This is a genomic window from Sulfobacillus harzensis, assembly GCF_012933365.1.
Lineage (GTDB): Bacteria > Bacillota > Sulfobacillia > Sulfobacillales > Sulfobacillaceae > Sulfobacillus_B > Sulfobacillus_B harzensis.
Genome location: NZ_JABBVZ010000047.1, coordinates 1 through 26,978 on the forward strand (window position 1 = coordinate 1; position 26,978 = coordinate 26,978).

Below are 26,978 nucleotides of genomic sequence, written 5' to 3' on the forward strand. Positions count from 1 at the left end.
GAACCTCCAACCAAGGATTTCCCTTACCGTACCATAACCTTCCGTGATTATCACGAATTAAGGAATGGTTCTACTAGTCTTCAGACCATTCGTATGGCCGCCCATGCGATATGGGCGGGGGAGGGCGACGTGTTTGTGGCGGCGGGAGTCGAGTTCGTTAGCCGCTATCCGAAACTGGAGGATCACCGCAATCCCCGTTTTCTGACCGAGGGTGCGCCACAGATTTACATCTCGATGGGGCTGACCGCCGAAAATGTCGCCCGCCAATATGGGGTGTCCCGGGAAGACCAAGATGCCTATGCCAAGCGCTCCCAGGATTTGACCCGGCAAAGCCGGGAAGCGGGATTTTGGGCACGGGAGATTGTGCCGGTACCGCTCGCGGACGGTACTGTCATGCGCGAAGATGACAGTCCACGTCCGGACACCACGTTGGAAGGGCTCTCGCAATTAAAGCCCGCTTTCTTGGACGGCGGAACCGTGACTGCCGGCAATTCATGCCCGCTCAACGATGGAGCTGCCGCTGTGTTGGTGATGTCGGCGCGCCGGGCCCAAGAACTCGGACTGAAGCCCCGAGCGCGGATTGTGGCCACCTCGGTAAGCGCGCTCGACCCCGCCATTATGGGGGTCGGCCCGATTGAGGCGGTGAAGAAGGTGTTAAAGCAGGCCCGCATGTCTTTGGACGACATCGACATTGTGGAGCTGAATGAGGCGTTCGCGGCCCAAGTGCTGGCCGTGCAGCGTGAGCTCAACATCCCGATGGAGAAGTTGAATCCTTTTGGCGGCAGCATTGCGGTCGGCCATCCCTATGGCATGACGGGGGCGCGCATCTGCGCCACCTTGCTGAACGGGCTTGAAACTCTCGACAAGACGCTGGGATTGGAGACCATGTGCGTGGGTGGCGGACAGGGAATGGCGATGATTGTGGAGCGTTTGAATTAGGGAGGCGCCATGCAAGTAGCGATGAATGTGGCCCGCTTTCTCAACCGGGCGGCAGCGTTGTACGGGAATAAGCCGGCGGTGTTCGACGACGACCGGGTGTTCACGTATCGGCAACTGTGGCAGCGCGTGCAGCGGTTGAGCCGGGCCTTGCTGGATTTGGGGGTGAGGCCAGGCGACCGGGTTGCCTGGCTTGGGTACAACAATCATCCGTTGTTGGAAGCTTACTTTGGGGTCGTGCAGTTTGGCGCCATCTTGGTGCCCCTCAACATTCGCCTTACCCCGTCAGACTTGGCGGGCATCATTGACGACGCTCAGCCCCAGGTTCTGGTGTTTGATTCGGACTTTGAGCCAGCAGCTCGCCAGATTGCCCAAGGACGCCCCATCACCTTGGTTGAAATTCAAATCGCCGGCGCTCACACGGGTTACCTCGACTACGAGGCATTTTTGGCCGGGGCCTCTTCGGAAGAGTCAGCCATGCTGCATGACCTGGATGAAAATGCGCCGGCGGAACTGTTTTACACCTCGGGCACCACTGGCCGGCCCAAGGGGGTGGCGCTCACCCACCGCAATCTCTACATGAACGCTATGAACGTGATGGCCACCGAGAATATGAGCGACCAGACAGTGATGCTTCACACTATTCCGCTGTTTCATGTGAATGGCTGGGGCTCTCCGCATTACATTACCGCGCTGGGAGCCACTCACGTGATGCTCCGAAAGTTCGTGCCGCGGACTGTCTTTGAGCTCATTGAACGCCACCGTGTGACCCAAGCGCTGTTGGTACCGACCATGGTGCGGGCCCTAAACCTCGCACCGGAACGAAAGCAGTACGATTTGTCCAGCCTGATTCGCGTGACCATTGGCGGCGCGCCGAGTCCGTCCAGCTTTGTCGCGGAGACCATGGAGGCACTGGCGGTGGAATATCAAGGTGGTTATGGATTGTCGGAAACCTCGCCGGTGGTGTCCTCGGCAGCCATCAAGGGCACGTTGGCCGATGGGGACACTGAAGCCCTGTACCGGTGGCGTGGAACGGCCGGGATTCCTTTGATTGGCGTCGAGGTCAGCCTGGTTGACGATCAGGACCGGGAGCTTCCATGGGATGGGCAAACCCGCGGGGAACTTCGGGTGAGAGCGGACACGGTGATGGCCGGCTATTGGCAAAAGCCGGAGGAGACCACCCGGGTCATGAAAAACGGCTGGTTTTACACGGGCGACATGGCGCTAATTGATGCCGAAGGCTACATCCGGATCGTGGATCGCAAGAAGGACATCATTATTTCTGGCGGTGAAAACATTTCCAGCGTCGAGTTGGAGGATGCGCTCTATAACCACCCGGCGGTGGCGGAGGCGTCGGTGATTGGAAAGCCGGACCCGGTCTGGGGTGAGATTCCGTTCGCCGTGGTGTCGTTAAAACCGGGCGCTCACGCCGAAGCCGAGGAAATTTTGGCGGGCGCGAACGCCAGCTTGGCGGGATTTAAGCGCATTAAGGGCATTGCGGTAGTCCCAGAACTCCCCAAGACGGGAACCGGGAAAATACAAAAGAATCGCGTACGGGAGCAGTTTGGAGGCGCTCTGCCGCAATAGGGGTGTCGAGATATGTGCCGATTTGTCGGGAAAAAAGTTGAAATATTGGGTTGATTTAGAATGGGAAAGCTTTTATGGTGGATCTACCGACCGGACGGTCGAGGAGGCGGAAAAATGCAGGTTTTGACGCGCGTGCTCCGAGACAATGTGGAGGAATTCGGCGAATACCCCTTTTTATATGACGGCGATTTAGTCTACAGCAATGCCGAGAGCCTTCGGCAGTCGGAGCGAATTCGGGACTTGTTGGTGGCCGCGGGAATCCAGCCAGGCGACCGGGTGCTGGTGTCCATGCCCAATCGCGCCGAAGTCTTTTTCGTCTATCAAGGCGCCATGATGGCTGGGGCTGTGGTCGTGCCGGTGATGTACCTCTTGGGCCGCCCGGAAATCGCCCATATTATGCGCGATGCGGAGCCGGCCGGGGTGTTCATAGACGACAGTTCATTGGACAAAGTGCTGGGAGCATCGGAAGATGCGGGTCTGGCGCCACGGATTTGGTCAGCCGATCCATCCGATCGGGTGGCCTGGCTTTGGGAGCGCGGCGACTATCCTGCGGCGGCGCCGCCTGAGCTGCGGGAACAGGACTTGGCCGTCATTCTCTATACCTCGGGCACTACCGGAGCCCCCAAGGGGGTGATGCTGACCCATAAAAATCTTTATGCCAATGCCCAACAGGTCATTGCCAGCAGCCCCGATCGGGACCGCGGGGTGACCCTCGGGGTGCTCCCGCTGGCGCACATTTTCGGGTTTACCGTCAGTACCGTCACAGCCATGTTAGGAAGCTCCATTGTCATATTCCGCAAGTTTGATGTCCGACAGGTGTTCGAAGCCATTCAGCGCTATCGGGTTCGGGGTTTCTCGGCAGTGCCGGCCATGCTGTATGCCATGGTGCAAAGTCCCGAGGCGGATCGCTTCGACCTCTCCAGCTTGGAGACGGTCTCTTCTGGATCGGCGCCGTGTCCCGTGCCCCTTATCGAAGCCTTTCAGGCCAAATTTCACGCCGAGGTGCTGGAAGGATATGGGCTCTCCGAGGCGGCGCCGGTGGTCAGCGGACATCGCCGCAACATGCCAATCAAGCCGGGCACGGTGGGCGTACTGGTGTCCGGCGTGGAGGCGCGCATCGTCGATTTTGAGGGGCGGGAGCTGCCGGTGGGGCACGTGGGGGAGCTCTGGGTTCGCGGCGACAACGTCAGCCCCGGTTATTTCCGCCGTCCCGAAGCGACGCGGCAGGTACTGGACGCCGATGGCTGGCTGCACACGGGCGATGTGGCATGCCTGGATGAGGATGGCTACCTCACCATTGTCGATCGGAAGAAGGATGTCATCATACGGGGCGGCTTCAACATCTATCCCCGCGATGTAGAAGAGGTCTTGATGCGCCACCCGGCGATTGCCGAGGCGGCGGTGGTGGGGGTGCCCTCCGAACGGCTGGGTGAAGAGGCGGTGGCATTTGTAACGGCCAAACCGGGTGCGGTGATCGACGAAGAGGAGGTCTTAGGCTATGGCCGGCAGGTGCTGGCCCACTACAAGGTGCCGAAGGCGCTGCGGGTGGTAGATGCGCTGCCCCGCAATGCGGTTGGCAAGGTGATGAAAAGGACACTCAAGGAGTGGGCTTCGAGGTGAGCACAAAGTTCGGGAGGCACGGACGCGGTCCTCCAGCGGCCGTGGGCGCCGTGCAACGCGATGATGCCTCCGGTCTTTTTCGTCAGGGCATCGCAACGAGGAGGCCATTGAATCAGGAGGGAATACAATGGCTGTTGAAGCTCCGCGCATGGCGCGCTGGTTTTCGCGGCGCGATATTGATACCTACCCGCGCGGATGGGTTCAAGTGGGACTCTTGGTGCTGGTGATCATTGCCAACATTGTGGCCAACTATGAGGGCGAGCTGGCGCCGGTAGCGCCGCTGCTGTTGCCCTATCTGAAACTGACGCTGTTGGGCTACGGACTCATCGTGGGACTGACCACGGTGGTTTCGGGGATCGTGTCGTTGTTGGTGGGAGCGCGCTTTGACCGCTACGGACGGACCTTCTTTGTCGCGGTGGGGACCTTCGTGACCTCCATCGCCGTCTTTTCCATGATCTTGGTGCATACCACCCTAGATTTCATTATTGTCCGCCTCGTTATGGCGATTATACTCGGACTGGTGCTGCCTGCCACCACCGGCTTGGTGCGGGACTTCACCCCGCGTGTGGGCCGGGCGCTGGGCTTCGGACTTTGGACCTTCGGTCCGGTAGGCGCCAACTTTCTCGCTGCCGGCGTGGCTGGCGCCACCCTGCCCCTGTTTCACGACGCCTGGCAGTCGCAGTTCGTGATTATGGGCAGCTTCTGCTTCGTCATTAGCTTGGTGGTGGCTTTCTTAATCCGCGATTTGAGTCCGGGACTCAGGGCTCAGATTGTTCATGACCAAGAGGAAGCGCAACTGGCGGCTCTACGGGCTCGCGAGGTGAAGGAGACGGTGGCCAACCCGCGCATGGTCTACGGATCGGGCCGAATTTGGGCGTTGGCGGTGGGAATTGTGCTGTTCCTGCTGGTCTATTACTTTACCACAGCATTCGGGCCCCTATACCTCTCCAGCGCCTTTAAATACCCTGCGGCCGAAGCAGCCTCGATTGCAAGTTATTTCTGGCTCGCCAACCTCGGCTCGCTTATCCTGGTCGGGTTGGTCTCCGATTGGCTGCAGCTCCGTAAGCTGTTCTCCTTCATCGGGGTCATCGGGGTATTTGTCTTCATGTTCTTTTGGATCCGACTCATCGGCCATCCGGTGCCACCTTCTACCATGATTCTCTATACCTCACTGCAGGGCGTGCTGCTGGGGATTGGCTTCGGACCCTGGATGGCGCTCTACTCCGAGAATCTCGAGGACATTCACCCCACGTTGCAAGGAACCGGCTGGGCGCTCTGGTCGTTCGTGCAGTACGTCCTGGCCGGAATCGGAGGCGCCATCACCTTTCTGGTGGTGACGGCCGCTGGTTGGGCGGCATGGCTGGACATCTGCTGGATCGGCGTCGTGATCTACGGGATTCTCATCTTCTTTGGGCGCGGTCCCTGGTTCCACCGTCCAGCGCGGCAACCCGGTACTGAGCGGAATATCGTTTCCTAACATCGAGCTCTCCGAAGACCTCGGAGAGCTCCTTCGTCGACCGACCGTTTGGTTGGGAGGAGGACACATGCAGAAAACACAGCAAACAGCGCTGGTAACCGGGGCGTCACAGGGCATTGGTGAAGTGATTGCCGTGCATCTGGCGCGGGCCGGTTTTGCCGTTGCGCTGTTGGCACGAAGCGAGGCAAAACTCGTCGGTGTCCGGTCCCGCTGGCCCGAACTTGGCGACGCGCTGATTCTGTCTGCGGACGTGCGCCAGAGCGACCAGATTGAACGCGCCGCCGCCCTGTTGGAAGAGCGTTTCGGCCATCTGGATGTCCTCGTGAATAATGCTGGCGGATCGTTCCAGGCGCCAGCGCGGCAATTGTCGCCTAACGGCTTCCTGCAGGTGGTGGCCATCAATTTGGTGGGGCCGTTCGTGGTTTCCCGGACGTTCTTGCCACTCTTGGAAAAGCGAGGCGGGTCCATTGTCAATATTGGCTCCACTGCCGGCCGAGACATGGCGCCCAACATGGTGGCGTACGGTGCCAGCAAGGCAGGGTTGGTCAATATGACCCGGTCATTGGCAGCCGAATGGGGGCCGACGGTGCGGGTCAACTGCGTCGCTCCGGGACCCATCCTCACCCCAGCCGCCCGGCAAGTGCTGTATGAGGACGACCCGGGCCGCATTGCCGCCGCCGCAGAGACCCGCTCGGTGGGACGTCTGGGCACTCCTGAGGATGTGGCCGAGGCGGTGTTGTGGATGGCTCGGGCCAGTTATGTCAACGGTTCGGTGCTTTATGTCGACGGCGGGCCCGACGTTCGAAGCGTTACCCAGGCGGGGAGGTGAGAGAATGTGGGATTACGACCCGGGTCGGATTGGCGAGCGCAGCGCCCCGGCCTTGCATGAGATTGAAAAGGGCGCGATTCGCCGTTTTGCTGAAGCTCTTGGAGAGACCAACCCTGTCTACTTTGATGAAAAGGCAGCCCAGCGCGCGGGTTATCGGAGCTTGGTTGTGCCCCCCACGTTTTATGGGACGCTTGGCCGAAATCCCATTCCTGGGCTTCAAATGCCTCGGGCGGGTGTCATTCACGGCGAGCAGGAATTTGTCTACGGAAAAGCGGCCTCCGCTGGGGACCGGATTCAGGTGACAGGATGGTTGGCCGACGTGCGCAAGGTCCAGGGCAGCCGGGGGGCAATGACATTGCTGACGATCATGGCCGAGGGAGTGCACGAGGACGGGGCGATGGCGTTTCAGTCGCGGTCGGTGCTGATCATTTCGGAGGGGGTGGAGTAGATGTGGCGGGTGGGAGAGGTGGTGCGCTTAGGCACCGCCCAATTTAGCCGGGAGCAACTGGTTCGCTACGCGGGCGCCTCGGGAGATTTCAACCCCATCCACTATGATGAGGAGCGCGCTCGGAGTTTTGGTCTTCCGGGGGTGATTGCTCACGGCATGCTGAGCATGGGGGTATTGGCGCGGCTCATCAAGGAGTCGGCCCCGCCGGGATCGCATTTTGAACGCTATGGGGTTCGCTTCCGCGCCATGGTCGAGCCCCAACAGTCGCTTTCGGCCACGGCCCGGGTGGATTCGGTGGATGACGACGGACGGGTGGTGCTGGAGGTCGCGCTTCAGCACGCCGACGGCCGCATCGCGGCAAGTGGCCAGGCGGTGCTGAGAATTCCTCCAAGAGATTCGGTCGGAAACGACGGGACGGATGCACGGCGATGAACGCATTGAGCTCAAACATCTGGATGGGGGAGGCGGGCGAAGCGCTAGCCATGATTCGGCGAGGCGTTACCCGCCTCGTCGACCTGAGAGCAGAGGCCTCTCCCCCCGGTTATGCCGTGCCGGTGGAGCACTTTCCGTTGCAGGACGAGATGGCCGGCCAGCATGCCATGCTGAGTCAGGCGGCCCGTCGTGTGGCCGAGCTGGCTCAGAGGGGCGAGGTGGTCGGGGTGTATTGCCAGGCCGGCAACTCCCGTACCGCCGCCGTCGCCGCGTTGGCCTTGGTTCATGGAGGCACTGATTTGCAAGACGCCCTGCGGGCGGTGCGGCAGGCACGCCCCTCGGCCGTCCCAGCGTTAAGCCTTCGCGAGGCAATGGTCGACTTGGCGGATGGCTGGAATCAACAAGGCCTTAGGCATGAGCACCTGAAGCTGGGCGACTTGGTCTTGCATGCTGTGCATCGGCCTGGATTAGGCCGGCGCCTGGTGCTGTTGCATGGCGTTTACGGGAGTTGGACCCATTGGCAGAGTGTGCTAAGCGAGCTTCCGGGCGTGGACGTCTGGCTGCTTGATATGCCGGGCTTTGGCGAGTCGGACGATTGGCCGGGAAGTTTCGACCACCGCCGCTACACGGAGATGTTGGCCCAAGCGGTGCGCCGAGTGGCGGGGGCAGGGGCGGTGCTGGGGGGCTACTCGTTTGGCGCCTATTTGGCATTGGCACTGCTGGACCGCTATCCGGATTTAGCCCCAGCGGCAATCTTGGTGTCCCTGGCGGGGCGGGTCGGCGATGCCTCCCGCCATTGGCGGGTGGAAGAACGGCGCTTTCCGCCCCATCCGCTGTTTGACGAGCGGCTGGCGGTGGTGGAGGCCAACTTGAGGGCCATCCACTTTGGACAACCGGACAATATCTCGCGAAAGGCGGTCTATTCCACCTACCACAACATTTGGCGGACCCGCTTGGGGCCCCGCCGAATGCGTGAGGCACGCTCGAGCCGGGTGCCTCCGTTAGCCGCTTTGAGCCGGGTGACGAAGCCGCTGTTGATGGTCTGGGGCGAGCACGATCCGTATTGCCAGCCCCAAGTTGGCGATTGGGCGGCGGCCTGTCGCCGTGTTCGGCCCGATATGAAGACGCGCATCGTTCCAGGCGCAGCGCACTGGGTGCAAGAGGAGCGGCCCCAAGAGGTCGGGGGGCTGATTCGGGCCTTTGTCGATGGGGTCAAAGTGCCCACCAAGGAGGGGGAAGAGGATGGACTTTAGCTATTCTGACGAGCAATTCATGATGTACGACAGTGTGCTCGGGCTAATGCGCCAAGAGGCCGGACCTAGTGCCTGCCGAAAAACCTACCGCCACGGGTCGGCGGTGGCGCGCCAACTGGCGGGAAAATTGGCCGACCAGGGTGTGTTGGGGGGCGGCGCTTCCGAGGCGCACGGCGGCAGCGGCCTCAGCCTTTTGGATTACGCGCTCTTATTTGAAGCGGCTGGGCAAACTTTGCTGCCATTCCCATTGGTGGAAAGCTTTGTGGTCACCACCATCCTGCAAGCTTTTGGGGAGAAGGAGCAGCAAGAGCGCTGGCTTTCCGCGATCGTTTCCGGAGAGACCATTCCCACCATTGCCTGGGGCGATGACTCCGGCCGGTTCGGGACCGGCGGCGTGCAAGCGGTTCGAGCGCGGGGACGCACCCGTCTATTTGGTCGGCGCAAATTCGTACCCTTTGCCGAGATATCCGGGCTGGTGTTGACGCCGGTCTATTCGACCGAGTTGAATGGCGTGTTTCTCACCCTGTTGGACCCGCACCGCGCTGGGGTGGAAATAGAGCCGCTTCATAGTTTAGATGGCTCCTATCCCTTGGCGTCGCTCATCCTGAATGGGTGCACGGTCGAGGAGGGGGAGCTGGTTTGGCAGGGCGGCAATCTTTGGGAGCGGGCTCTGGCCTTGGCGCAGGTGGCGCTCGCACAAGAGGCCCTGGGCGTCGCGGAGGAGGTGTTTCGCAACACCGTCGAGTACGTCAAGGTCCGGGAACAGTTTGGTGGACCAGTGGGGCGCTTTCAGGCCGTCAAGCATGTCGCGGCGGAAGACTACCTCCTTTTAGAGAGCACTCGCGTCGCCAATCGCTACGCTGCTTGGCTGGTCAGTGAGGGAAGCCCCGAAGGGCCGCTCTACGCCAAGATGGCCAAAGCCTATGCCAGCGACATGGCTCGGCGGGTCACAGGTGACGCCATCCAATTGCACGGCGGGATTGGCTTCACCTGGGACAGTGACGTGCATCTCTACTTCAAGCGCGCCTGGCGGTTGGCTCAGGAGCTTGGCCGATCCACAGACTTGCGTGAGCAGATGGCCCGGCGGGTCGTTGATGGGCAGCTCGAGGAGGGGGATGGATATGGATATTCGCTTTAGCAGCGAGCACGAGGCGTTTCGGGAGCGCGTGCGAGCTTTTCTCGGGGAGGTGTTGACGGAGGGCTGGGGCACCCCCACGCATCCCTTGCCGCGAAGCGCCCAAGAGCAGGCGGAAGTAGGGATGTGGTGGGAGCGAACCGTGTATGAGCATGGTTTTGCGGGCCTGTCGTGGCCCAGAGAATACGGGGGCCAAGGACTGACCTGGGTGGAGCAGGTCATTTTCTCCGAGGAGTGTGCCCGCGCCAATGCGCCCGCCGGCGTCAATGGCCTGGGCAAGGGGCTTTTGGGTCCGACACTATTGGTGGAAGGCACCGAGGCGCAGAAAAAGCGATTCATCCCGCCGCTTCTGGCGGGCGAGGAGATTTGGTGCCAGGGTTATTCCGAGCGCAATGCGGGATCAGATCTGGCCTCCTTGAACACGCGGGCGGTATTGGAGGGCGACGAGTGGGCCATCACGGGACAGAAAATTTGGACCTCCAACGCGCATTTGGCGGACTGGTGCTTTGTGTTGGCGCGTACCGATCCCACTGCGCCCAAGCACCGCGGCATCACCTTTTTTCTGGTGCCGATGCATCAGCCCGGAGTCAAGGTCGAGCCGCTGGTCCAATTAACCGGCGAAGCTCATTTTAACAGCGTCACCTTTGATGGGGCACGTACCCCCCGGGAGAATGTGGTGGGTCCCGTCAATGACGGCTGGCGGGTGGCCAACACCATTCTGTCCTTTGAGCGGGGCACCACCATTATCGGCCGCCACGCCCATTATCTCAGGGAATTTGAGACACTATTGAATGCCGCCCGCCAGTCTCTTGGCGAAAATGGCCCCTTGGCCCGTGATTCCCATTACCGGCAGCGCCTCATGCAACTGTGGAGCGAGATCGAGATCTTGCGCCTCCATGGCTATCAGGTTATTACGCAGTTGCAAAAGCGGAGCCGCTTGGGCCCGGAGGCCTCAATGCTCAAGCTCTATTACAGCGAAATGCATAAACGTCTTGGCGAGTTGGCCATGGAAGTGCTGGGAGGCGCCATGCCTTATGTGGAGGGACTGGAGAGCTTGGCCGGAGGCAGTCTTCATCGCGCCTTTTTATGGTCGCGGGCGGAAACGATTTTCGCGGGCACCTCGGAAATTCAGAAAAACGTGATAGCGGAGCGGGTTTTGGGGCTGCCGAAGGACGGCCGCCGGTAAGGGGGGAGAACGTGCGTCTGGAACTGGCATCGCCAGCACGGTTGACGCGGCTCTTTCGTCCGCGCTCGGTAGCGCTGGTGGGAGCGACCGACAACTCCCGCTGGTCGCTCAACACCTACGAGAATCTCAAACAGTTTGGATTCCTCGGCCCCGTCTATCTCATCCATCCGCGTAACGCCGTGGTGCACGGCGCCCGCGCCTATCGTTCCCTCGCCGATTTGCCAAAAAGGCCAGACCTCATCTACGTGATGGTGCCAACCGGGGCGGTGGCCGAGGTGCTGGAGGAGGCGGGGCGATTGGGGATTGGCCAGGCGGTGGTGCTGACGGCCGGCTTTTCCGAGATGGGCCCGGCCGGGGCGCGCTTGGAGGCGGCCATCCTCGAGGTGGGGCTTCGATACAACATGTGCGTGTTGGGGCCGAACGGCAATGGCTTCATCAACGCCAAAGACAATATCGTGCCCTACGGCCTCTTGGTCATGCCGCCGCTCCGATCCGGCCCGGTGGGGATAGTTCTGCAAAGCGGCGCCCTGGCCTCGACCGCCCTGGCGTTTGCGCGCGACCATGCCATCGGCATCTCGCTGCTGGTGTCGATGGGCAATGAGATGATGGTGAGCGCTACGGATGTCATGGAGTACCTGATTGACGACCCGGCAACGCGCGTCATCGCCTTGTTTTTGGAATCCATTCGCGATGCCAAAGCGTTTCGGCGTGCGGCCGAGCGCGCATTTCGAGCCGGGAAGCCGCTGGTAGCGCTGAAAGTTGGCAAGAGCCCGGTGAGCCAGCGCACCGCCCTAGCGCATACCGGGGCGCTGGTCGGCAACGACTTGGTAAACGCGGCCGCCTTCCGGCAATTGGGGGTGATTCGGGTGGATTCCTTGGAGGATTTGCTTCTGACGGCTGGATTCATGGGTACCCACCCGCCGCTGCCTGGGCGACGCATGGGGGTCATTACACCGTCAGGTGGGGCTTCAGACCTCATCGCCGATCGAGCCGACGAGGAAGGTCTGCAACTGCCGGATTTCTCGCCTCGGGTTGGGGAGCGGCTTCGGGCGATCTTGCCACCCTTTGCCACTGTGCACAATCCGTTGGATGTGACGGGCTATGTGGTGGTGGATCCGGGGCTGACGCTTCGGGCGTTGGGGGCAGTGATCGACGACCCCGAATTCGATTTTCTCCTCACATTTGCCACCCTCCCGCCGGCGCGGTCCAGCGCACCGGAACGGTACCAGGCGACGATGGCCGCTTTAGGGGAACTAAAGGCCAAGGCCGACAAACCGGTTTTGGTGGCAACCCAGACGCTCTCCGATATCTCTGATGCGGCAGCAGATATGGCGGCCGCCTCCGGTATCCACGTGTTGGGTGGTATTGAGCACGGGCTTGGCGTGATTGGCCGGGCCGTGTGGTGGAGTGAACAGCGCCGTCGCGCTTTGGACGCGGCAGACATGAGGCCAGCCCCGTATCAGGCACCGCTTCCCCAAGATCCGGCCGGCACGTGGGGCGAATGGACCTCGCGCCAACTGCTCGCGCAAGCGGGTATTCCCGTGGCCCCGGCGGTCTTGGCGCGAAGCCCCCATGAGGCGCGGGTCATGGCAGAACGGTTGGGTGGCCCGGTGGTGCTCAAAGTGGCCTCCGACGATGTCTTGCACAAAAGCGACATGGGTGGGGTGGCGTTGAATTTGCCCGTCTCCGAAGTGGAAGCGATGGCTGAGGAGATCTTGATCCGCACCCGTCGCGCCGTTCCGAGCGCCCGATTAGATGGAGTGTTGGTGCAGCCGATGCGGGAGGGGGGGCAAGAGCTCTTGGTATCCGTAAGCCGTGATCCGGCGTGGGGTTTGGTGCTCACGGTGGCGCTGGGGGGAATTTGGGTGGAGATCTTTCAGGATCGCGCCCTGCGGGTGCTCCCCGTCACGCCTGCTGAAATTCGCGCCATGGTGGAGGAGCTGCGCGGGAGTCGGGCGCTGAAGGGCGGACGCGGACAGCCCGCTGCCAACCTGGAGCGGGTCGCCAAGGTGGTCTCTTCCGTGGCGGAATTAGCGCTTGGTCTGGGTGACCGCTTGGATCTCCTGGAGATTAACCCCTTATGGATCCGGGGTAGCGAAGTGGAGGTGTTGGATGCGTTGATGGTATGGCGCGATCCGGCGCAAGAGGAGGCGCAATGAGGGAGCGATCAGCCGCAATTGTGGGCGTTTATGAGTTTCCGGAGCGGCGTGTCACCGATCTGAGCGCCCTGCAAATCAAGGCGTTGTCGGCGGCGCGGGCGCTGGAGGATGCCGGCCTCGGATGGGGGGACGTCGATGCTCTGTACGACGCCGGTGAGGCATTTCCCGGCATGTCGCCGGTGATGATGGCGGAATATCTGCATGTGAATCCGCGGGTCTTGGATGGGACGGCGGTAGGCGGCAGTTCCTATGAGTTTCATGCCGCCCATGCTCGGCGGGACATTGAGTCCGGTCGAGCCCGGGTGGCGCTTCTCACATACGGCTCGACGGCGAAGCGGGATCAACGCGCCATTGGCACCGGGGGACGGGCAGCCTGGGGCACGCCCACTCCGGTCAGCAACTTGGAAGACCCCTGGGGTCTCACCTTGATTGCCAACTATGCTCTGGTGGCCCGCCGTCATATGCACCAATATGGAACCCGCCCGGAGCAGTTGGCTGAAATCGCGGTGGCGGCACGCCATCACGCCATGCGCAATCCTCTGGCGATCCAAGCCATGCAAGATCTGGGATTTCGGAACGTCGGCGAGATTTCAGTCGAGGATGTGTTGGCCTCGCCGCTGATCGCCGATCCATTGCATCTCTTGGATTGCTGCATGATTTCTGATGGCGGGGGCGCGGCGGTGGTCGCCTCGGCAGACGTGGCCCGCCAAGTTCGACACCGCCCCATCTGGATTCTGGGAACCGGTGAGGCGGCCGGCTATCCGGACAATGGGCGCGACATCACCGTGACCGCGGCGGCTCGGTCTGGACCGGCGGCATTCGGGCAAGCGGGAGTGAAGCCGGAGGAGATGGACGTGGCCATGATCTACGACTCGTTTACCATCACCGTGTTGGCGATTCTGGAGGACTTGGGATTTTGCGCCAAGGGCGAGGGCGGGGACTATGTTTCGGGCGGGCGGCTGGCATTTGACCACCCCGGCGGCCCGGCTCTCAATACCGATGGGGGCGGTCTCTCGTCCAACCATCCCGGGATGCGCGGCATCTTTTTGCTGATTGAGGCGGTGCGCCAGCTTCGCGGCCTCTCAACCGCGCAGGTGGACGGCGCCAGGCTGGCGGTGGCGCACGGAAACGGGGGCCAATTGGGAACGCGCCATGCCGCCGCAACCATCATCTTAGGGAGGGATTAAGACACAATGGATCGTCGATCCGAACGGCCTCAGCCGCAATTCCCGGAGCCGGACAGCCAGCGTTTTTATGCATTCTGCCGCGAGCGCAAGCTCATGTATCAGCAGTGTGCACAGTGCGGCACGGTCGTCTTCTATCCTCGAAGCCACTGCACTGGCTGTCTCAGCACCGATTTGGTTTGGCACCAGTCGAGCGGGCAAGGGCGGATCTATTCCTATACGGTTCTTCGCCGCCACAGCCACCCATTCTTCAAGCAAAAGCTTCCCTATGTGCTGGCCTTCGTGGACCTCGCGGAGGGCTTTCGCATGTTGGCTGAAATTGTGGACACCGATATTCCGGCCGTGCATGTGGGTCAGATGGTGTCCCTTCGTTGGCTGGAGGCTGGCGATGGCCTGTTGCCCGCTTTCGCCCCGTCCTCGGGCGCGTCATGCTGATAGGGTGGGGCCAGGTCTTGGACCTGGCCGGAGTCGTCCCGGTCGTCATCGGGGTGAGACGGCATCCACTTGAGCGCTGTAAGCGCGGTGACTAGTCCCGAAAAAATCCAACCGGGACAACTCTGAAGGGTCAAGCTGCCGAAAAGCGCGGCAGCGGCGAGAACCATGAGCTCGGCGATGGCGAGAACTATCACGGTTCGATGGGCCTCCGGCCACAGGCGCTCCGCCCATCGGGCAAGGGTGGCCGTGGCCACGGCAAGCGAATCCACATTCCAGAAGCGGCTTGGGGTCAACATTCTCCCACCTCCCTGCCTCCGGTGTAGCAGGGGTCTCATCGATGAGGAAGGGGGATCTTCGGAGGAACTTTTCTCAGACATTCGGATCCACGGGTGGATCGCCGGGGGTGGACCGACGGAGGAAAACCAATCCCCCCGGGGGGTCCACCCCCTGACTGCCCAGTCAGGGACCTTCCATCCGCCCGAGGAGAGCGGCGAGCGAGCCCCAAGAGGAGGTGACAGCAATCGTTGCTGTCCGATGGGGATGGATCTGTTAGGGGTACGACGTTGGCATCGGGAAGCGAGAGGACGCGTCACTCATCCGGGGGATCGCCCAGCCCCATCTTACGATGGATATGCTGGATGTGGGATTTGACGGTGCTGCGCTCGATGTGCAGCCTTTCGGCGATGTCGCGCTGACTAAATCCGGATTTCAGCAAGTCGTACACCTCACGTTCCCGGGCAGTGAGCGGCGATGGCGCTGGGAGAGCCTGTGGAGCTCGATGCAGCAACAGAGCCACACTGGTGATAATGAGAAAATTGGTCGCCAGCCAGAAGATGATGTGGTTGATGGTGTTCCCGGAGGATGGGCCGGGAGAATACGGCCAAATGCTGACGATGAGGATGGCAACGTATCCCGCCGCAATCCCGTAGCCAATCCAACCCCAATAGGCAATAAGCTCGATGGCCACAAGAGGCAGAAGTGCGGGCGCGCTGGACGTGGTTGTAGGCGAGAATTCGATTAAAATGGCCGCCCCCAAGACCAAATCGAAAGCGGTGGTTATCATGGCCCACAGCATAATCGCATCGGGACTGCGTCTTTGGGCCAGCCAAGCAAGGCCGTCCACCGCCAACAACATCACGCCGGAAATCCATGCATGGGGAAGGCTATTCTTGGGAAAGGCCAGGATGTTCCACCAAATGAAGATGGCTACCGCGGCCCTCAGACCCAGACCGCGGGTATAGAGCCAATGGTAGGGGGTAAATGGCGGCGCTCCTGAGGAGGCGTCGTTGTTTTTGACATGTGGCAGCACGGCTGTCATCGCCCTTTCCGGACATTAGACCCTGTGGCTTTGCGAACCGAGCTTTCGCCCGGGGTGCCCCTTCACTATGGAAAATTATACCGTTTAAGGAAAGTTGCGACAAGAGATGCAACTTCCGTTTCGCGACTTTAGTTGGAGGTGGACGGCGTTGGGCTGGGAACGGGCGATGGGGATGGCGATGGAGACGGTGAGGGACTGGGACTTGGGCTTGGACTCGGGCCAGACGGACTGGGCGATGGATAGGGACTGGGGCTCGGAGCAGGCGACGGAACAGGGGATGTGGGCAGCAATGTGTTGGGATTGGACTCGGGGTTCTCCGCCCAGGTCAAGGCTGGAGGATAGGCGCGGCTCATGGGAATGGCAAATCCAATATTGCCCGATGAGTTTGTCACGCCGGCCGTGTCCATCCCCACCACTTGTCCGCTGGAGGCCAGCACCAACGGGCCCCCGGAATTGCCGGGCGCGATGGGGGCAGAGATTTGGAACATATTCTGATAGTCGACCCCACCAATGGTGAAGTTGCGATTAAGGCCGCTGACGATGCCGGTGGTGACGGTATCGCTGAGCCCTAAGGGGCTGCCGAAGGCTAATACGTTGTCCCCGAGCGTTCCCGCGTAGGTGTCATTGACGGGCAACGGCGAGAGCGAGAGCCCAGACACGCGCACGGCCGCGACGTCCAACGTCGGATCGGCGCCAATAATCGTCGCAGGGTAGATTTGTCCTTGGGCGGTCTTGATGCTGACGCGGATCGCGCCCGAGACGACATGGTCGTTGGTGAGGACATCCCCTTGGTTGTCGTAAACAAATCCAGACCCAAGGTCTTGGCCTCCCGGAGTGGTGACAATCAATTCCACGACGCTGGCCATGGTTCGGGAAATAATTTGGGCTTGCGTGAGCGGGGCGCTGCTCGACCGAGGCGCCGGCGAATGCCTCTTGTTGACCTTATGCGTTTTGTGAGGCTTTTGATGGCCGAGGGCGACGGCCGGCTTAGGTTTGGCAGCATGCGACACCGCTAGGGCAACGCCGCCTACAACCAGCACCAAGGCTGCGCCCCCGGCAACCCACATCCATGGCCGCACTCTCGATAGTCTCCCAGATTGGGCTTTGGGCGATACAGGAGCCCCACACTGCATGCAAAAATGGTCCCCTTCACGGAGAGCGAAACCGCATCGGCCACATGTCTGCATTGTCATCACCGTCCCCATGATTCTTGACCGGTCGGCGAAATTCCTGTTTTGCTGACGAATGTTTCGCGAATCTCGGCGATTGGTGTCGCCCTTTTTGAGGTTAGTAACTTGTGGAAATGGATGTGGGAAGACCGGCCTGTTTTGGAGCCTTGAAACCCTGGCATGGGAACAGTTGCGGACAGATTGCCGTTAAAACACAAAATTGCGCGTCTATAGGAAATGTGATGGACTGTTCGTGCATCCGCTTTTCAATTTCATTCAGTTCGCATATGATTTGAAGCAACATCGGCATAAGCCGACATTTCTTTCGGCCTCCGATAGCAATACCTATTTTTCATCGACATGAAGGAGTGTTTTCATGGCAACAGAAACGCTCAAACGGTCCAACGTTGCCAATCGTTTGGACCGACTGCCCATTTCTAAATTGCACATTGGCGTGATTGTCGCCTTGTGCTTGGCCTATTTCTTTGAATTGGGTGACCTCAACACCTTCGCCTACACCGCGCCGGCATTGGAACACGGCCGTTGGCACTTGTCGGTGGGGACTGTCGGATTCATAACATCGGCATCCTTCTTGGGGATGTTTTTAGGCGCCACCATTGGCGGCTGGTTTGCCGACAAGTTGGGCCGCAAGCGTTCCCTTCTTTTAATGGTGGCATTCTACTCGGTTTTCTCCTTATTGAACGCCCTAGCATGGGATCCGATCTCGTTGGGTGTCTTCCGATTCTTGACGGGTGTTGGTCTGTCGTCGATGACCATTGTCGCCAATACCTATATCAGCGAGTTCTTCCCAGCGAAGGTGCGCGGCAAGTTTCAAGCATTGGCCATGACCTTCGGCCTCATCGGCATTCCCGCCACCTCGTGGGTAGCCCGCTTGATCGTTCCCACGGCACCGTGGGCCTGGCGGTTGGTCTTCATTTGGGGAGCCTTAGGTGCCCTGTTCCTGATTCTGGCGCGGAACATGGAGGAATCGCCGCGGTGGCATGAAATTCACGGCGAATACCAGCAGGCGGACGCCATTATGACCCGCATTGAGGAACGCGTGAAGGCGCAGTTCGGTTCGCTGCCAGATCCGGAGGCGCCGGCCGCGAACGCGCCAGAAGTCAAGGGTGTGCCGTTTGGCGAGTTGTTTGGAAAGAGCTATCTGGGCCGCACAATCCTTTTGTTGGCCATCTGGATCTTCCAGACGTTGGGCTTCTACGGGTTCGTGTCGTGGGTGCCGACGCTGTTGGTCGCGCACGGCATCTCCTTAGTGAGTTCGTTGACGTATACCTCGGTTCAGTCGCTGGCGGCTCCCATTGGCGCGTTGGTCGCCTTTGCGCTGGCCGACCGCTTCGATCGCAAATGGCTCTTGGTGATCGCGTCACTGGCCGCCTGCGTCTTCGGCTTTGTTTACGGTCTGACCTTTGAGCCGGCGCTTATCATGGTGTTCGGTTTCTTGGCGGTCATGTCGATTCAGTTCTTCGCACCGATTGCGTATGCCTACACGCCGGAACTCTACCCCACCGAAGCGCGGGCGTCCGGCATGGGCTTCAACTACGGTATTGGCCGTCTGGTGAACATTCTCGGACCCTTGATTGTGGCTGCACTGTATGCCGGCAGCGGCTATGGCAGCGTGTTTATCTACATTGGCGCCTGCTGGATTATTGTGGCGGTGGTGTCCGCGATTTGGGGACCCCGCACTAGTCGGCGCCGCTTGGAGCAGATCAGTCAAACGGCGGTTTAATTCACTTGAGACCCGGCCCTCGCGGCCGGGTCTTTTTTGATGATGAGTCCCTCGGCTTGCGGTACAATAGAGGTGATGCAAGTCGCCCGGCAGGGCGTTGTCCAAGGGAGGGATGGGATTGGCTAAAACGGTGTTCATCGTGGGCCATGCCAAACCTCCGAAAGGCATGAGTGCGGCAGATGTGTTCTCCACATTGTCCTTGGCCTTGGTCGTTGAGGTCCGCCACGGCGTGATTTTGGAAGCCTCCTGCTCTCTGATTACCGAAGCTGGCCGCAATTTTATCAGTCGGCTGTTGGTGGGGGAAAGCCTTTTGGACGACCCTGATGCGGTCGAACGAGCCATTGCCGCCGGGTACCTGGGCGCAGCCCAAGCGGCCATCCAGGCGGCCTGGAAAGATGTGGTGTATCAGTTCCGGCAATATAAGACCCGGCATATCGAGCCTGTTTCCTCAGAACGAAGCTAATCTTCAGCGGTTAGCTTGGTCACCTCAGGAGAGCCAGGGGCGATCCCCGCGATTTAGGGGCTAGCTCAGGCTCGCTTATTTTTTCTTGGGAGGTTGAAAGGCCCGATGAACGTAGTCGTGCTCATGAAACCGATTCATGATCCCAAAGTGACGCTCACCCAGGCGGAGGTGGAGGGCGCCGACTTCGGCATCAAAGAACAGCACATGGTCTTTGGTCCGTATGATGAGAATGCTTTGGAAACTGCCTTACAGAGCAAGGACAAATGGGGGCTTCAGGTGACTGTGTTGATGGTCGCTCAGGATGTGCCGGACGACCTTTTGCGCTCGGTGTTGGCCGTCGGCGCGGATCGCGTATTGGTCGTACCCCAGAGTAGTTGGAAGCTCGGGCCGCGCGACTTGGGGGTGGTTCTTCACCAGGCGCTCGGACAGGTGGAAGAGCCCGTGATGGTCTTGGCCGGAATACAATCGGGGGACTGGGATACGGGCATTGTCCCACCTGTCTTGGCGGCCGAATGGCAAGTTCCCTTTGTGGCCAATCTGGTCAGTATCGAGCGCGGTGACGAGGGGTGGATTCTGACTTCCCGGGATGGCGGATTGACGCGCCGATTTGCCGTCAACGGCCAATTTGTGGCCAGCGTCACCAGTTCCGGAACCAATACCCTGCGTTATCCCACGATGCGCGATCGCCTACAGGCCAAGCGCAAGCCGATATCTCCCTTAAGCGATATTTCCGCCCACGGGGAGCGCTCTGTCACCCTTCAGTGGGTTCCCAGCGAGGCCCGCGCCATCGAATGGATTGATGGAGCCAGCGACGCCGAAAAAGGACAGCGATTGGCCCATCACCTGCTGGATCGCGGGTGGATTGTGAAGGGAGGGCACAGCGCGTGACCAGCATTTTAGCGATCGTGCCGGGCGAGCGGACCTTGGCCGAGGAGGTTTGGGGACTCGCGCTCGCCCTTAAAGGCGACCGCCTGTTAGCCTTGTCCCTGGACGAGGCGGTTCTCGGCCCCACGAATGGCGGGGTGGATGCGGTATATCGGGCCGATGGATGGCACACTGCGCAGCAGGTGGCCCGACTGGTGGACCAGGTGGTGAAAAAAGAGGGAATCACGCGGGTCATATGTCCCCGTGGGGAGTTCGGGTTGATGACGGCAGCCCGATTGGCTCATTTGACCGATGCGGCGCTCTTCTCGGGTGTGGCCCAAGGAAGCCAGGCCGATTCGGTGGTCATCCCCATCTATGGGGGCCAGGTGATGGCGGACGTGGAGCTGGACGCCCCGTTGGCCGTTTTTATCCCGCGCGCTCGCGCTTTTACGGCCGAGGTGTCCGCGCTGGATGGGGCCACGATGGTGCTCCAGGCGTCACCCGACAGCAACGATCCGGATGCGGCGCTGCAATTGCTCGCCGAACAGCAAGATGAAGGACCGCAGTTAGAGTCCGCGTCCATCGTGGTGTCGGGTGGACGGGGTCTCGGAGCCCCGGAGGGCTTTGAACGGCTGGAGCGTCTGGCGGCCCTCGTGGGTGGTACCGTCGGAGCGTCCCGTGCGGCCGTGGATGCCGGGTGGATTGACCAAAGCCGTCAGGTCGGGCAAACCGGCGTGACGGTTGCTCCGGACGTGTATTTCGCCATTGGCATTTCAGGCGCCATCCAACACCTCGCCGGCATGCGCCAAGCGAAGCGGGTGGTCGCGATTAATGCCGACCCGAACGCCCCCATCTTCCGTCATGCGGATCTGGGCGTGGTGGGAGACTTTGCGAGCGTATTGGACGGCATGTTGGACGTACTTCAGGGACAGGGGGAAGCCCAATGAAACAAAAGCGGGTTGATGTTGTGGTGGTCGGCGGCGGCAATGCCGCCATGTCGGCGGCGATGGCGGCCAAGGAACGGGGCCGTGAGGTGCTGGTGTTGGAGAAGGCACCCAAGGCATGGCGGGGCGGAAACTCCCATTTTACGGGCGGAGCGTTTCGCTTTGCCTTTGATTCGACCGACGACTTACGCGCATTGATACCGGATGTGAAAGATGACGAGTTTCAGAACTATGATATTGATCCCTACACGGGAGACCAGTATTTTGACGATCTGGTAACCGTTACCGAAGGGTTGACCGATCCCGATTTGGCCGATTATCTGGTCTCCAACTCCTATGACACCATGCGCTGGATGCAGCAGCAGGGCATGCGCTTCGCGCTCTTGTTGCGCCGCCAGTCCTATGTGGTCAATGGCCGCACGAAGTTTTGGGGCGGGTTGATTCTTGAAGCAGTAGGCGGCGGTGCCGGGCTCATTGAGCGCTGGTATGAACTGGCGGAGTCCCAGGGGCTGGAAGTGTGGTACGACGCGGAGGCCTATGAGCTGATGACCGAGAACGTCCGCCAAGTCAAGGGTGTGCGGGTCTTGCAGCAAGGGGAGCCGGTTGAGGTTTTGGCCGAGTCAGTCATTTTGGCGGCCGGCGGCTTCGAGGCCAACGCGGCCATGCGGGCCCAATATTTGGGCAAGGATTGGGATTTAGCCCTCGTTCGGGGAACGCCGTACAACACGGGAGATGCCATCCGCATGGCCCTGGCCGTCGGTGCCGAGCCCTATGGGCACTGGTCCGGCAGCCATGCCGTGCAATGGGATGCCAATGCGCCCCGCTACGGCGACCGGGAGGTCGGCGACGGATTTCAAAAGCACTCCTATCCGCTGGGCATTATCGTCAACCGTGAGGGGCGGCGATTTGTGGATGAGGGGGCGGATTTCCGCAACTACACCTATGCCAAATATGGCCGGGAGGTCATGAAACAACCGGGGCGGATCGCCTTTCAGATTTTCGATGCCGCCACTCTGCCGCTCTTGCGGGACGAGTATCGCATCCGCCAAATCACGCGGGCCGAAGCCAATACCCTGGATGAGTTGGCGCGAAAGCTCGGCATCGAAGATACTGAGCAGTTCGTCCGCACTGTCCAAGAATTCAACCAGGCGGTGGACCGTTCCACCATCTTTGATCCGGCGGTCAAGGATGGGCGGGCGGCACGTGGCATCACGCCGCCGAAGTCCAACTGGGCGGTAGCGATTGAGAAGCCCCCGTTTGTCGGCTTTGCCGTAACCTGCGGCATCACCTTTACTTTCGGGGGATTGCACATCAATGACGATGGCCAGGTTCTCGACACCCGGGGCGAACCGATTCCCGGACTTTATGCCGCCGGCGAACTGGTGGGCGGCCTCTTCTATCACAATTACGCGGGCGGCTCGGGGTTGATGGCGGGTTCGGTCTTCGGGCGGCTGGCAGGTTCCCGGGCCTAAGGAGGATTCTATGTACGGATATCGGAAAGTGCGGTGCGCCATTTGGCGGGGAGGCACCTCGAAAGGGGTCATGCTGCGAAAGGAGGATTTGCCGCCTGAAGGTCCGGCCCGCGACCAGGCCTTGCTGACCATTCTCGGAAGTCCGGATGTTCGGCAAATCAACGGGATCGGCGGGGCGACGCCTACGACCAGCAAGGTCGCGATTTTGAGCCGATCGGAGCGGGCTGATGCGGATGTCGACTATACCTTTGCCCAAGTGGCTATTGACAAGGCGGAGGTTGACTACGGACCCAATTGCGGCAACGTTTCCGCTGCCGTGGGACCATATGCGGTCGATACCGGTCTCGTACCTGTGGCAGCCAACGGGCGAGCCACCGTCCGTATTTTCAACACCAATACAGGGCGGTTCATCCACTCCGAATTTGCCGTCAAAGATGGGGCGTTTGTTCCCGATGGGGACACCGTCATTCCTGGTGTCCCAGGAACCGGCTCAGAAGTTGTGCTGAACTTTCTCCGCCCCGACGGTGGTGCGACCGGCCAGCTGTTTCCCACCGGCAATCTCGTCGATGAGGTGAGGTTGGCGGACGGGCGAGTTTTTCGGGTCAGTGTGGTCGACGCGGGCAACTTAAGCGTTCTGGTAGACGGCCGGGATCTGGAGAATGCATGGGATAGTCCGTGGTTTGACGATGGCGCCTCTTTCTCGTTGGGAAATGTCCTGGAGGAGATTCGCCAGGCCATCGGGCGTCAATTAAACTTGTATCAACCCAGTGAAACAGTCACGGCGGCCACCCATGCGTTGCCCAAAATCACTGTGCTCAACGCGCCGCATCCCTATCAGACCCGTACCGGACAGCCCGTTGACCCACAGCAGGTCACCATCGTGGCGCGTGCCGTCACCATGGGAAAGCCGCATCCCGCCTATCCCATCACGGGCGGTACGGCGTTGGCGGCCGCTGTCAGGATTCCGGGGACCGTTGGGTATGCCTTGGCCAACCCCAATCATCGACATCACGCGGCCGTCATTATTGGCCATCCCGGCGGCATGAGCCCGGTGGAGGTTGCGGTGTCCAATCCGAACGGTGTCTGGCAGGTGGATGCGGTCAAGTCCATCCGCACGGCCCGTGCCCTGATCGAAGGCATGGTTTTTCTACCGGAATGATTTCCAAGGAGTCGTTGCCTGAATCTTGGCCCCCGACGCGCAGGCTCGGGGGCTTTTTGATCGCCGGCGCTATAATTGAATCCGGAGGACCCAAAGAGGATCCCGTGACCTTAGGCATCGACTGTGCTTCGAAAACGTCGTGGCGTCAAATGCTTGATGATTGTGCCTTTGGAGCAGTACCCGCAATGGAAGGAGGAATTGCCCATGGCTCGTCGGCGATCGCGTCAGACCGTGGTTCTCCGCCCCAGCGTCGGGCGTCCGCTGTCTTTCGAAGAAATTCGGGCCGTGCTGCGGGCGGCCGACACGTTAATTGGGGTCGGCGGTCGGACAGTGCTCTGCAAGGTGCTCAAGGGGTCCCGGGAGAAACGCGTGCTTGAGCATGGCCTTGACGCATGCCCCGTTTACGGCCGATTTCGGGACCGGCCTAGCGATGAGGTGATGGCCATGATTGATCAGTGCATTCGGGATGGCTATCTGGACATTATTTATGAAGGGCGTCTTCCGGTTTTGGTATTCACGCCCCGAGGATGGGACATCGAGCGGCGGACAATGGTGGAGGAACTATTTAATGAGTGGCGGCTCTGGGCGGAGAACGGCACCGGGCCGGCCACCATGCTCTATCTTAAAGATCGCAACCGTCCTATGATTATGGAGTTCTTGGACAAGATTGAACGGGAGGGCGACGTACGCTACATTCCCTTGCTCGTACAGTGGGCTGACGTCGACTACAAAAAGATCCGGCAACGCATCGCCAGCGTGATCGCTCATCTTGAGGCGGCCGAGAATCAGCGTCTGATGGGAGGAGATGTGCCTCCTCCATCTTAAGGGAAAGGCTCGGGGCGCCCCGAAGTGAGGCGGGTGCCCGCGCGTCATGGATTATTCAATCTCACGTTTCATCGCCTGATCCATCTGTTCCACTTGTGCGTCGGCTTCATTGCGCGACATGCGCAATGAAGCCTTGGCGACCCATAGCCTTTTTTTGTTTCCCCTCCGCCCAGCCATCGGCAAAGGCGTCCAAGGGCTTTTTATGCGCATGCAAGTTTTGGCCGCCGGATCGGTATTCATGGCCGGCGCGCCACCTCGATCCATGGCTACGTCAGTGACCCGCGTGACGAGCGCTGGGAATTGGGCTTTGGCTTCTTGAAGCGCGTGCAATGACCGTGTTCTCAGAACGGATAAGGCACTCAGCGAAGCAAGCCCCCTCATTGCAGGACGGTGTCGGCACAGCAGGGCTCAAGGCGGCCCAATCCGAGGCGCTGGCGAATCTCCGCAAGCATTGCAGCAGTGCCCGGAATGCAAGGACATTCCCGAAGGACTTCGTTGAGCCAAAACCCGGCTTCCGCCAGTGCCCCTTGCTCCAGCGCATGTGCGGCTCGCTCGTAATACACATGAACGGGATGGACGAGGAGAGCGAGGCCGGAGCGTTTGCCCCGGCCTGCTTGGGGACTCCATCGCAGAAGCCCCCAACTCTCCAACCGCTGCACCGATTCTTGAGCGGCCCGCTCCGAGCAATCCCACAGCCCAGCGAGTTCGGCGATGGTCATGGTGGTTGGCCCAACGGTTTGGTCTGGCGCTCCATCATGAATTGCATGGGCCAGGTGGATATATCGGTCTAAGAAGACGTTTCCTTTGGGGTCCATCCTCACACCTCCCGAATGACAATTATCCCGCGCAACACCCGCAGGCCGGCGCGCCGTCAGGCACCGCCGTCCAACGCTCTCGCACCCAAAAGACTTCCCAACGATACCCGTCCGGATCACGGACCCAGAACTTCTCCTGGCGCGAATGGCAGCAGATTGTGTTGGCTTCCATCTCGGGGTTTAGACCGGATTTTCGAGCCCGGGCCAGAGCTTGGTCGACCATGGACGGGTCGGGAACTTCGATTCCGAAATGGCCGGCGGAGTGAGGCGCCGAAGGGCGTTCCGACAGAGCCAAATTAAGGGCGGGCTCCTCCAGCAGAAATTGCGCATATCCGGGGAGCAGGCGAAACGGTCCCACCCCTAAAAAGGATTGATAGAAGCGGACAGCTTGATCGATGTTGGCGACATCCAACGCAATGTGGGTCCTGGTCACGTCATTTGCACCTCCTTGCTGTTTTACACTCTCAGCATAGATGCGTCAGAGGGAGCTAAAAAGAGAGAGATACGCCGTCATCCTGCACCATATCCGCGGCCCCGTCCTTATTTAGGCTCTATCCCCGTGCCAGCATCTGGGATACCATGCGAGCCACGGTGCTTGCTTGTGCTTCTGGGTAGGATAATCCATAGGCTTTGGCCAATCCCGGGCCATAGTGCGCCATCATCGTCATAAGATACGTCAAGGATTGGGACAGCGCCGAATATTCCAGAGGTGTCACCGTCATGGCGAGATCTTCGAGTACGGTGCGCGGCAACTCCTCCTCTACCTTGGACCATCCCCAGTCGGCGCGGGACGGGGCGTGCACCAAGCGCCAGATTTTGAGAAACAAGGTGCGGCGACTCTCAATGAACCCGTGAGCTGTCCAGAGTTGGCGGCGCCGCAGGTGCTTGGCACACAAGGGGCTTCCTATCCAAAACATCCGCAAGGCGTCGTCCATGGGGTCCAGATGGATGTCCACGGGTTCATTGTGACGTGTGCCGGCATTCGCTCTGGGTTCGGTGGCAGTCCATAGCACCACCGCATCGGCCAGTTGCACGGGATGGGATTCCACGAACGTGAGGTCAAGATATACGCCCGGCTCGTATAACACGGCATAGCTCAGCTGCGCCGAGTCGCCCCATTGATGATCGAGATCCCAAATCTGGCCCGGGATGTCCGCTATTCGGTGTCGGTTTCGCCACATGTTGGGCATAAAATGCGGATCAAGGACGACCCTTAAATCGACGTCTGAATAAGCATCAGCCGTTCCTCGGGCCAAGGAGCCTTCAAGATATATGGTGCGGACACCAGGCTCTTGGACAAGATTCGAGATGACGCGAACGGCCAGATCTCGGTGCGGTTGCAGCGCCTCATCGCTAAGCCAGGGAATGCCTTTGAATTCCAAGCAAATCATCCTTCGCACGTAATGTGTTCACCATTCGCCAAGAACTCCAAGACATCCTTCCATTGGAGGGTTTTTCATAACCCGAAGTCCTTGATTTGCAATGCTTGTGGGGTCTGAGAAAATTTCTTTCCCCCTGAATTAG

The 26,978-nt window shown here is 60.3% G+C and carries 26 protein-coding genes and 1 riboswitch; of the genes, 20 read left to right on the forward strand and 6 right to left on the reverse strand.

Features of this window, described 5'->3' with window-relative positions; all coding sequences use genetic code 11:
* From HIJ39_RS13235 to HIJ39_RS13295, 13 genes are all read left to right on the forward strand, one after another.
* Positions 1 to 939 (forward strand): acetyl-CoA C-acyltransferase (locus HIJ39_RS13235; RefSeq protein WP_169100455.1); only part of this gene is annotated, 939 nt, incomplete at its 5' end.
* Between the two features lie 9 nt (positions 940 to 948).
* On the forward strand, positions 949 to 2,523 hold the full coding sequence (locus tag HIJ39_RS13240) for a long-chain-fatty-acid--CoA ligase (RefSeq protein ID WP_169100457.1): 1,575 nt from the start codon (positions 949 to 951) through the stop codon (positions 2,521 to 2,523).
* A 114-nt stretch (positions 2,524 to 2,637) separates the two neighbouring features.
* Positions 2,638 to 4,143: a long-chain-fatty-acid--CoA ligase gene (locus HIJ39_RS13245; protein ID WP_169100459.1), complete on the forward strand. Its 1,506-nt coding sequence runs from the start codon at positions 2,638 to 2,640 to the stop codon at positions 4,141 to 4,143.
* Positions 4,144 to 4,270: 127 nt separating this feature from the next.
* Complete coding sequence (locus HIJ39_RS13250; RefSeq protein ID WP_169100461.1) at positions 4,271 to 5,620, forward strand: MFS transporter; 1,350 nt, start codon at positions 4,271 to 4,273, stop codon at positions 5,618 to 5,620.
* A gap of 67 nt (positions 5,621 to 5,687) precedes the next feature.
* The gene (locus HIJ39_RS13255; RefSeq protein WP_169100463.1) at positions 5,688 to 6,449 is read left to right on the forward strand and encodes an SDR family NAD(P)-dependent oxidoreductase; all 762 of its coding nucleotides are present in this window, start codon (positions 5,688 to 5,690) and stop codon (positions 6,447 to 6,449) included.
* A gap of 4 nt (positions 6,450 to 6,453) precedes the next feature.
* Positions 6,454 to 6,897 carry an FAS1-like dehydratase domain-containing protein gene (locus HIJ39_RS13260; protein ID WP_169100465.1) on the forward strand — a complete coding sequence of 148 codons (444 nt, stop codon included), beginning with the start codon at positions 6,454 to 6,456 and terminating at the stop codon, positions 6,895 to 6,897.
* On the forward strand, positions 6,898 to 7,329 hold the full coding sequence (locus HIJ39_RS13265) for a MaoC/PaaZ C-terminal domain-containing protein (RefSeq protein ID WP_169100467.1): 432 nt from the start codon (positions 6,898 to 6,900) through the stop codon (positions 7,327 to 7,329).
* On the forward strand, positions 7,326 to 8,582 hold the full coding sequence (locus HIJ39_RS13270) for an alpha/beta fold hydrolase (RefSeq protein ID WP_169100469.1): 1,257 nt from the start codon (positions 7,326 to 7,328) through the stop codon (positions 8,580 to 8,582). Before HIJ39_RS13265 ends, HIJ39_RS13270 begins: the two co-directional genes overlap by 4 nt.
* Positions 8,572 to 9,720 carry an acyl-CoA dehydrogenase family protein gene (locus HIJ39_RS13275; RefSeq protein WP_169100471.1) on the forward strand — a complete coding sequence of 383 codons (1,149 nt, stop codon included), beginning with the start codon at positions 8,572 to 8,574 and terminating at the stop codon, positions 9,718 to 9,720. Before HIJ39_RS13270 ends, HIJ39_RS13275 begins: the two co-directional genes overlap by 11 nt.
* Entirely contained in the window at positions 9,704 to 10,903 is a 1,200-nt protein-coding gene (locus tag HIJ39_RS13280; protein WP_169100473.1) for an acyl-CoA dehydrogenase family protein, read from the forward strand. Before HIJ39_RS13275 ends, HIJ39_RS13280 begins: the two co-directional genes overlap by 17 nt.
* 11 nt (positions 10,904 to 10,914) lie before the next feature.
* Entirely contained in the window at positions 10,915 to 13,062 is a 2,148-nt protein-coding gene (locus tag HIJ39_RS13285; RefSeq protein ID WP_207711665.1) for an acetate--CoA ligase family protein, read from the forward strand.
* Entirely contained in the window at positions 13,059 to 14,249 is a 1,191-nt protein-coding gene (locus tag HIJ39_RS13290) for a thiolase C-terminal domain-containing protein (RefSeq protein ID WP_169100477.1), read from the forward strand. Before HIJ39_RS13285 ends, HIJ39_RS13290 begins: the two co-directional genes overlap by 4 nt.
* Before the next feature lie 6 nt (positions 14,250 to 14,255).
* Positions 14,256 to 14,681, forward strand: coding sequence for a Zn-ribbon domain-containing OB-fold protein (locus tag HIJ39_RS13295; protein ID WP_169100479.1), 426 nt, complete (start codon positions 14,256 to 14,258; stop codon positions 14,679 to 14,681).
* Between the two features lie 589 nt (positions 14,682 to 15,270).
* On the opposite strand, the gene HIJ39_RS13300 is transcribed toward HIJ39_RS13295, so the two are convergent.
* Together HIJ39_RS13300 and HIJ39_RS13305 are read right to left on the reverse strand one after the other, a co-directional pair.
* Positions 15,271 to 15,990, reverse strand: a complete 720-nt coding sequence (locus HIJ39_RS13300; protein ID WP_169100481.1) for a LuxR C-terminal-related transcriptional regulator — start codon at positions 15,988 to 15,990, stop codon at positions 15,271 to 15,273.
* A riboswitch (cyclic di-GMP riboswitch) is annotated at positions 15,980 to 16,068 on the reverse strand. It overlaps the preceding gene by 11 nt.
* 59 nt (positions 16,069 to 16,127) lie before the next feature.
* Positions 16,128 to 17,078, reverse strand: a complete 951-nt coding sequence (locus tag HIJ39_RS13305; RefSeq protein ID WP_169100483.1) for a trypsin-like peptidase domain-containing protein — start codon at positions 17,076 to 17,078, stop codon at positions 16,128 to 16,130.
* Positions 17,079 to 17,544: 466 nt separating this feature from the next.
* Between HIJ39_RS13305 and HIJ39_RS13310 the strand changes: the two genes are divergently transcribed.
* The 7 genes from HIJ39_RS13310 (at position 17,545) to HIJ39_RS13340 (ending at position 24,639) form a co-directional block, all read left to right on the forward strand.
* Positions 17,545 to 18,912: an MFS transporter gene (locus HIJ39_RS13310; protein ID WP_169100485.1), complete on the forward strand. Its 1,368-nt coding sequence runs from the start codon at positions 17,545 to 17,547 to the stop codon at positions 18,910 to 18,912.
* A gap of 118 nt (positions 18,913 to 19,030) precedes the next feature.
* Positions 19,031 to 19,375, forward strand: a complete 345-nt coding sequence (locus HIJ39_RS13315; protein ID WP_169100487.1) for a DUF3870 domain-containing protein — start codon at positions 19,031 to 19,033, stop codon at positions 19,373 to 19,375.
* Between the two features lie 105 nt (positions 19,376 to 19,480).
* Entirely contained in the window at positions 19,481 to 20,263 is a 783-nt protein-coding gene (locus HIJ39_RS13320; RefSeq protein WP_169100489.1) for an electron transfer flavoprotein subunit beta/FixA family protein, read from the forward strand.
* On the forward strand, positions 20,260 to 21,186 hold the full coding sequence (locus HIJ39_RS24195; RefSeq protein ID WP_338055169.1) for an electron transfer flavoprotein subunit alpha/FixB family protein: 927 nt from the start codon (positions 20,260 to 20,262) through the stop codon (positions 21,184 to 21,186). Before HIJ39_RS13320 ends, HIJ39_RS24195 begins: the two co-directional genes overlap by 4 nt.
* Positions 21,183 to 22,655 (forward strand): FAD-dependent tricarballylate dehydrogenase TcuA, encoded by a 1,473-nt coding sequence (tcuA, locus tag HIJ39_RS13330; protein WP_169100491.1) that lies wholly within the window; start codon positions 21,183 to 21,185, stop codon positions 22,653 to 22,655. Before HIJ39_RS24195 ends, tcuA begins: the two co-directional genes overlap by 4 nt.
* A 10-nt stretch (positions 22,656 to 22,665) precedes the next feature.
* A complete protein-coding gene (locus HIJ39_RS13335) occupies positions 22,666 to 23,814 on the forward strand; it encodes a PrpF domain-containing protein (protein ID WP_169100493.1) in 1,149 nt (382 codons plus the stop codon).
* A 204-nt stretch (positions 23,815 to 24,018) separates the two neighbouring features.
* Positions 24,019 to 24,639 carry an RQC domain-containing protein gene (locus HIJ39_RS13340; protein ID WP_169100495.1) on the forward strand — a complete coding sequence of 207 codons (621 nt, stop codon included), beginning with the start codon at positions 24,019 to 24,021 and terminating at the stop codon, positions 24,637 to 24,639.
* A 51-nt stretch (positions 24,640 to 24,690) separates the two neighbouring features.
* Here HIJ39_RS13340 and HIJ39_RS13345 read toward each other — a convergent pair whose 3' ends face one another.
* From HIJ39_RS13345 to HIJ39_RS13360, 4 genes are all read right to left on the reverse strand, one after another.
* Positions 24,691 to 24,879, reverse strand: coding sequence for a hypothetical protein (locus tag HIJ39_RS13345; RefSeq protein ID WP_169100497.1), 189 nt, complete (start codon positions 24,877 to 24,879; stop codon positions 24,691 to 24,693).
* A 137-nt stretch (positions 24,880 to 25,016) separates the two neighbouring features.
* Positions 25,017 to 25,454 (reverse strand): SgrR family transcriptional regulator, encoded by a 438-nt coding sequence (locus HIJ39_RS13350; RefSeq protein ID WP_169100499.1) that lies wholly within the window; start codon positions 25,452 to 25,454, stop codon positions 25,017 to 25,019.
* Between the two features lie 22 nt (positions 25,455 to 25,476).
* A complete protein-coding gene (locus HIJ39_RS13355) occupies positions 25,477 to 25,887 on the reverse strand; it encodes an ArsI/CadI family heavy metal resistance metalloenzyme (protein ID WP_169100501.1) in 411 nt (136 codons plus the stop codon).
* A gap of 118 nt (positions 25,888 to 26,005) precedes the next feature.
* Positions 26,006 to 26,836: a nucleotidyltransferase family protein gene (locus HIJ39_RS13360; protein ID WP_169100503.1), complete on the reverse strand. Its 831-nt coding sequence runs from the start codon at positions 26,834 to 26,836 to the stop codon at positions 26,006 to 26,008.
* Positions 26,837 to 26,978: the final 142 nt, after the last annotated feature.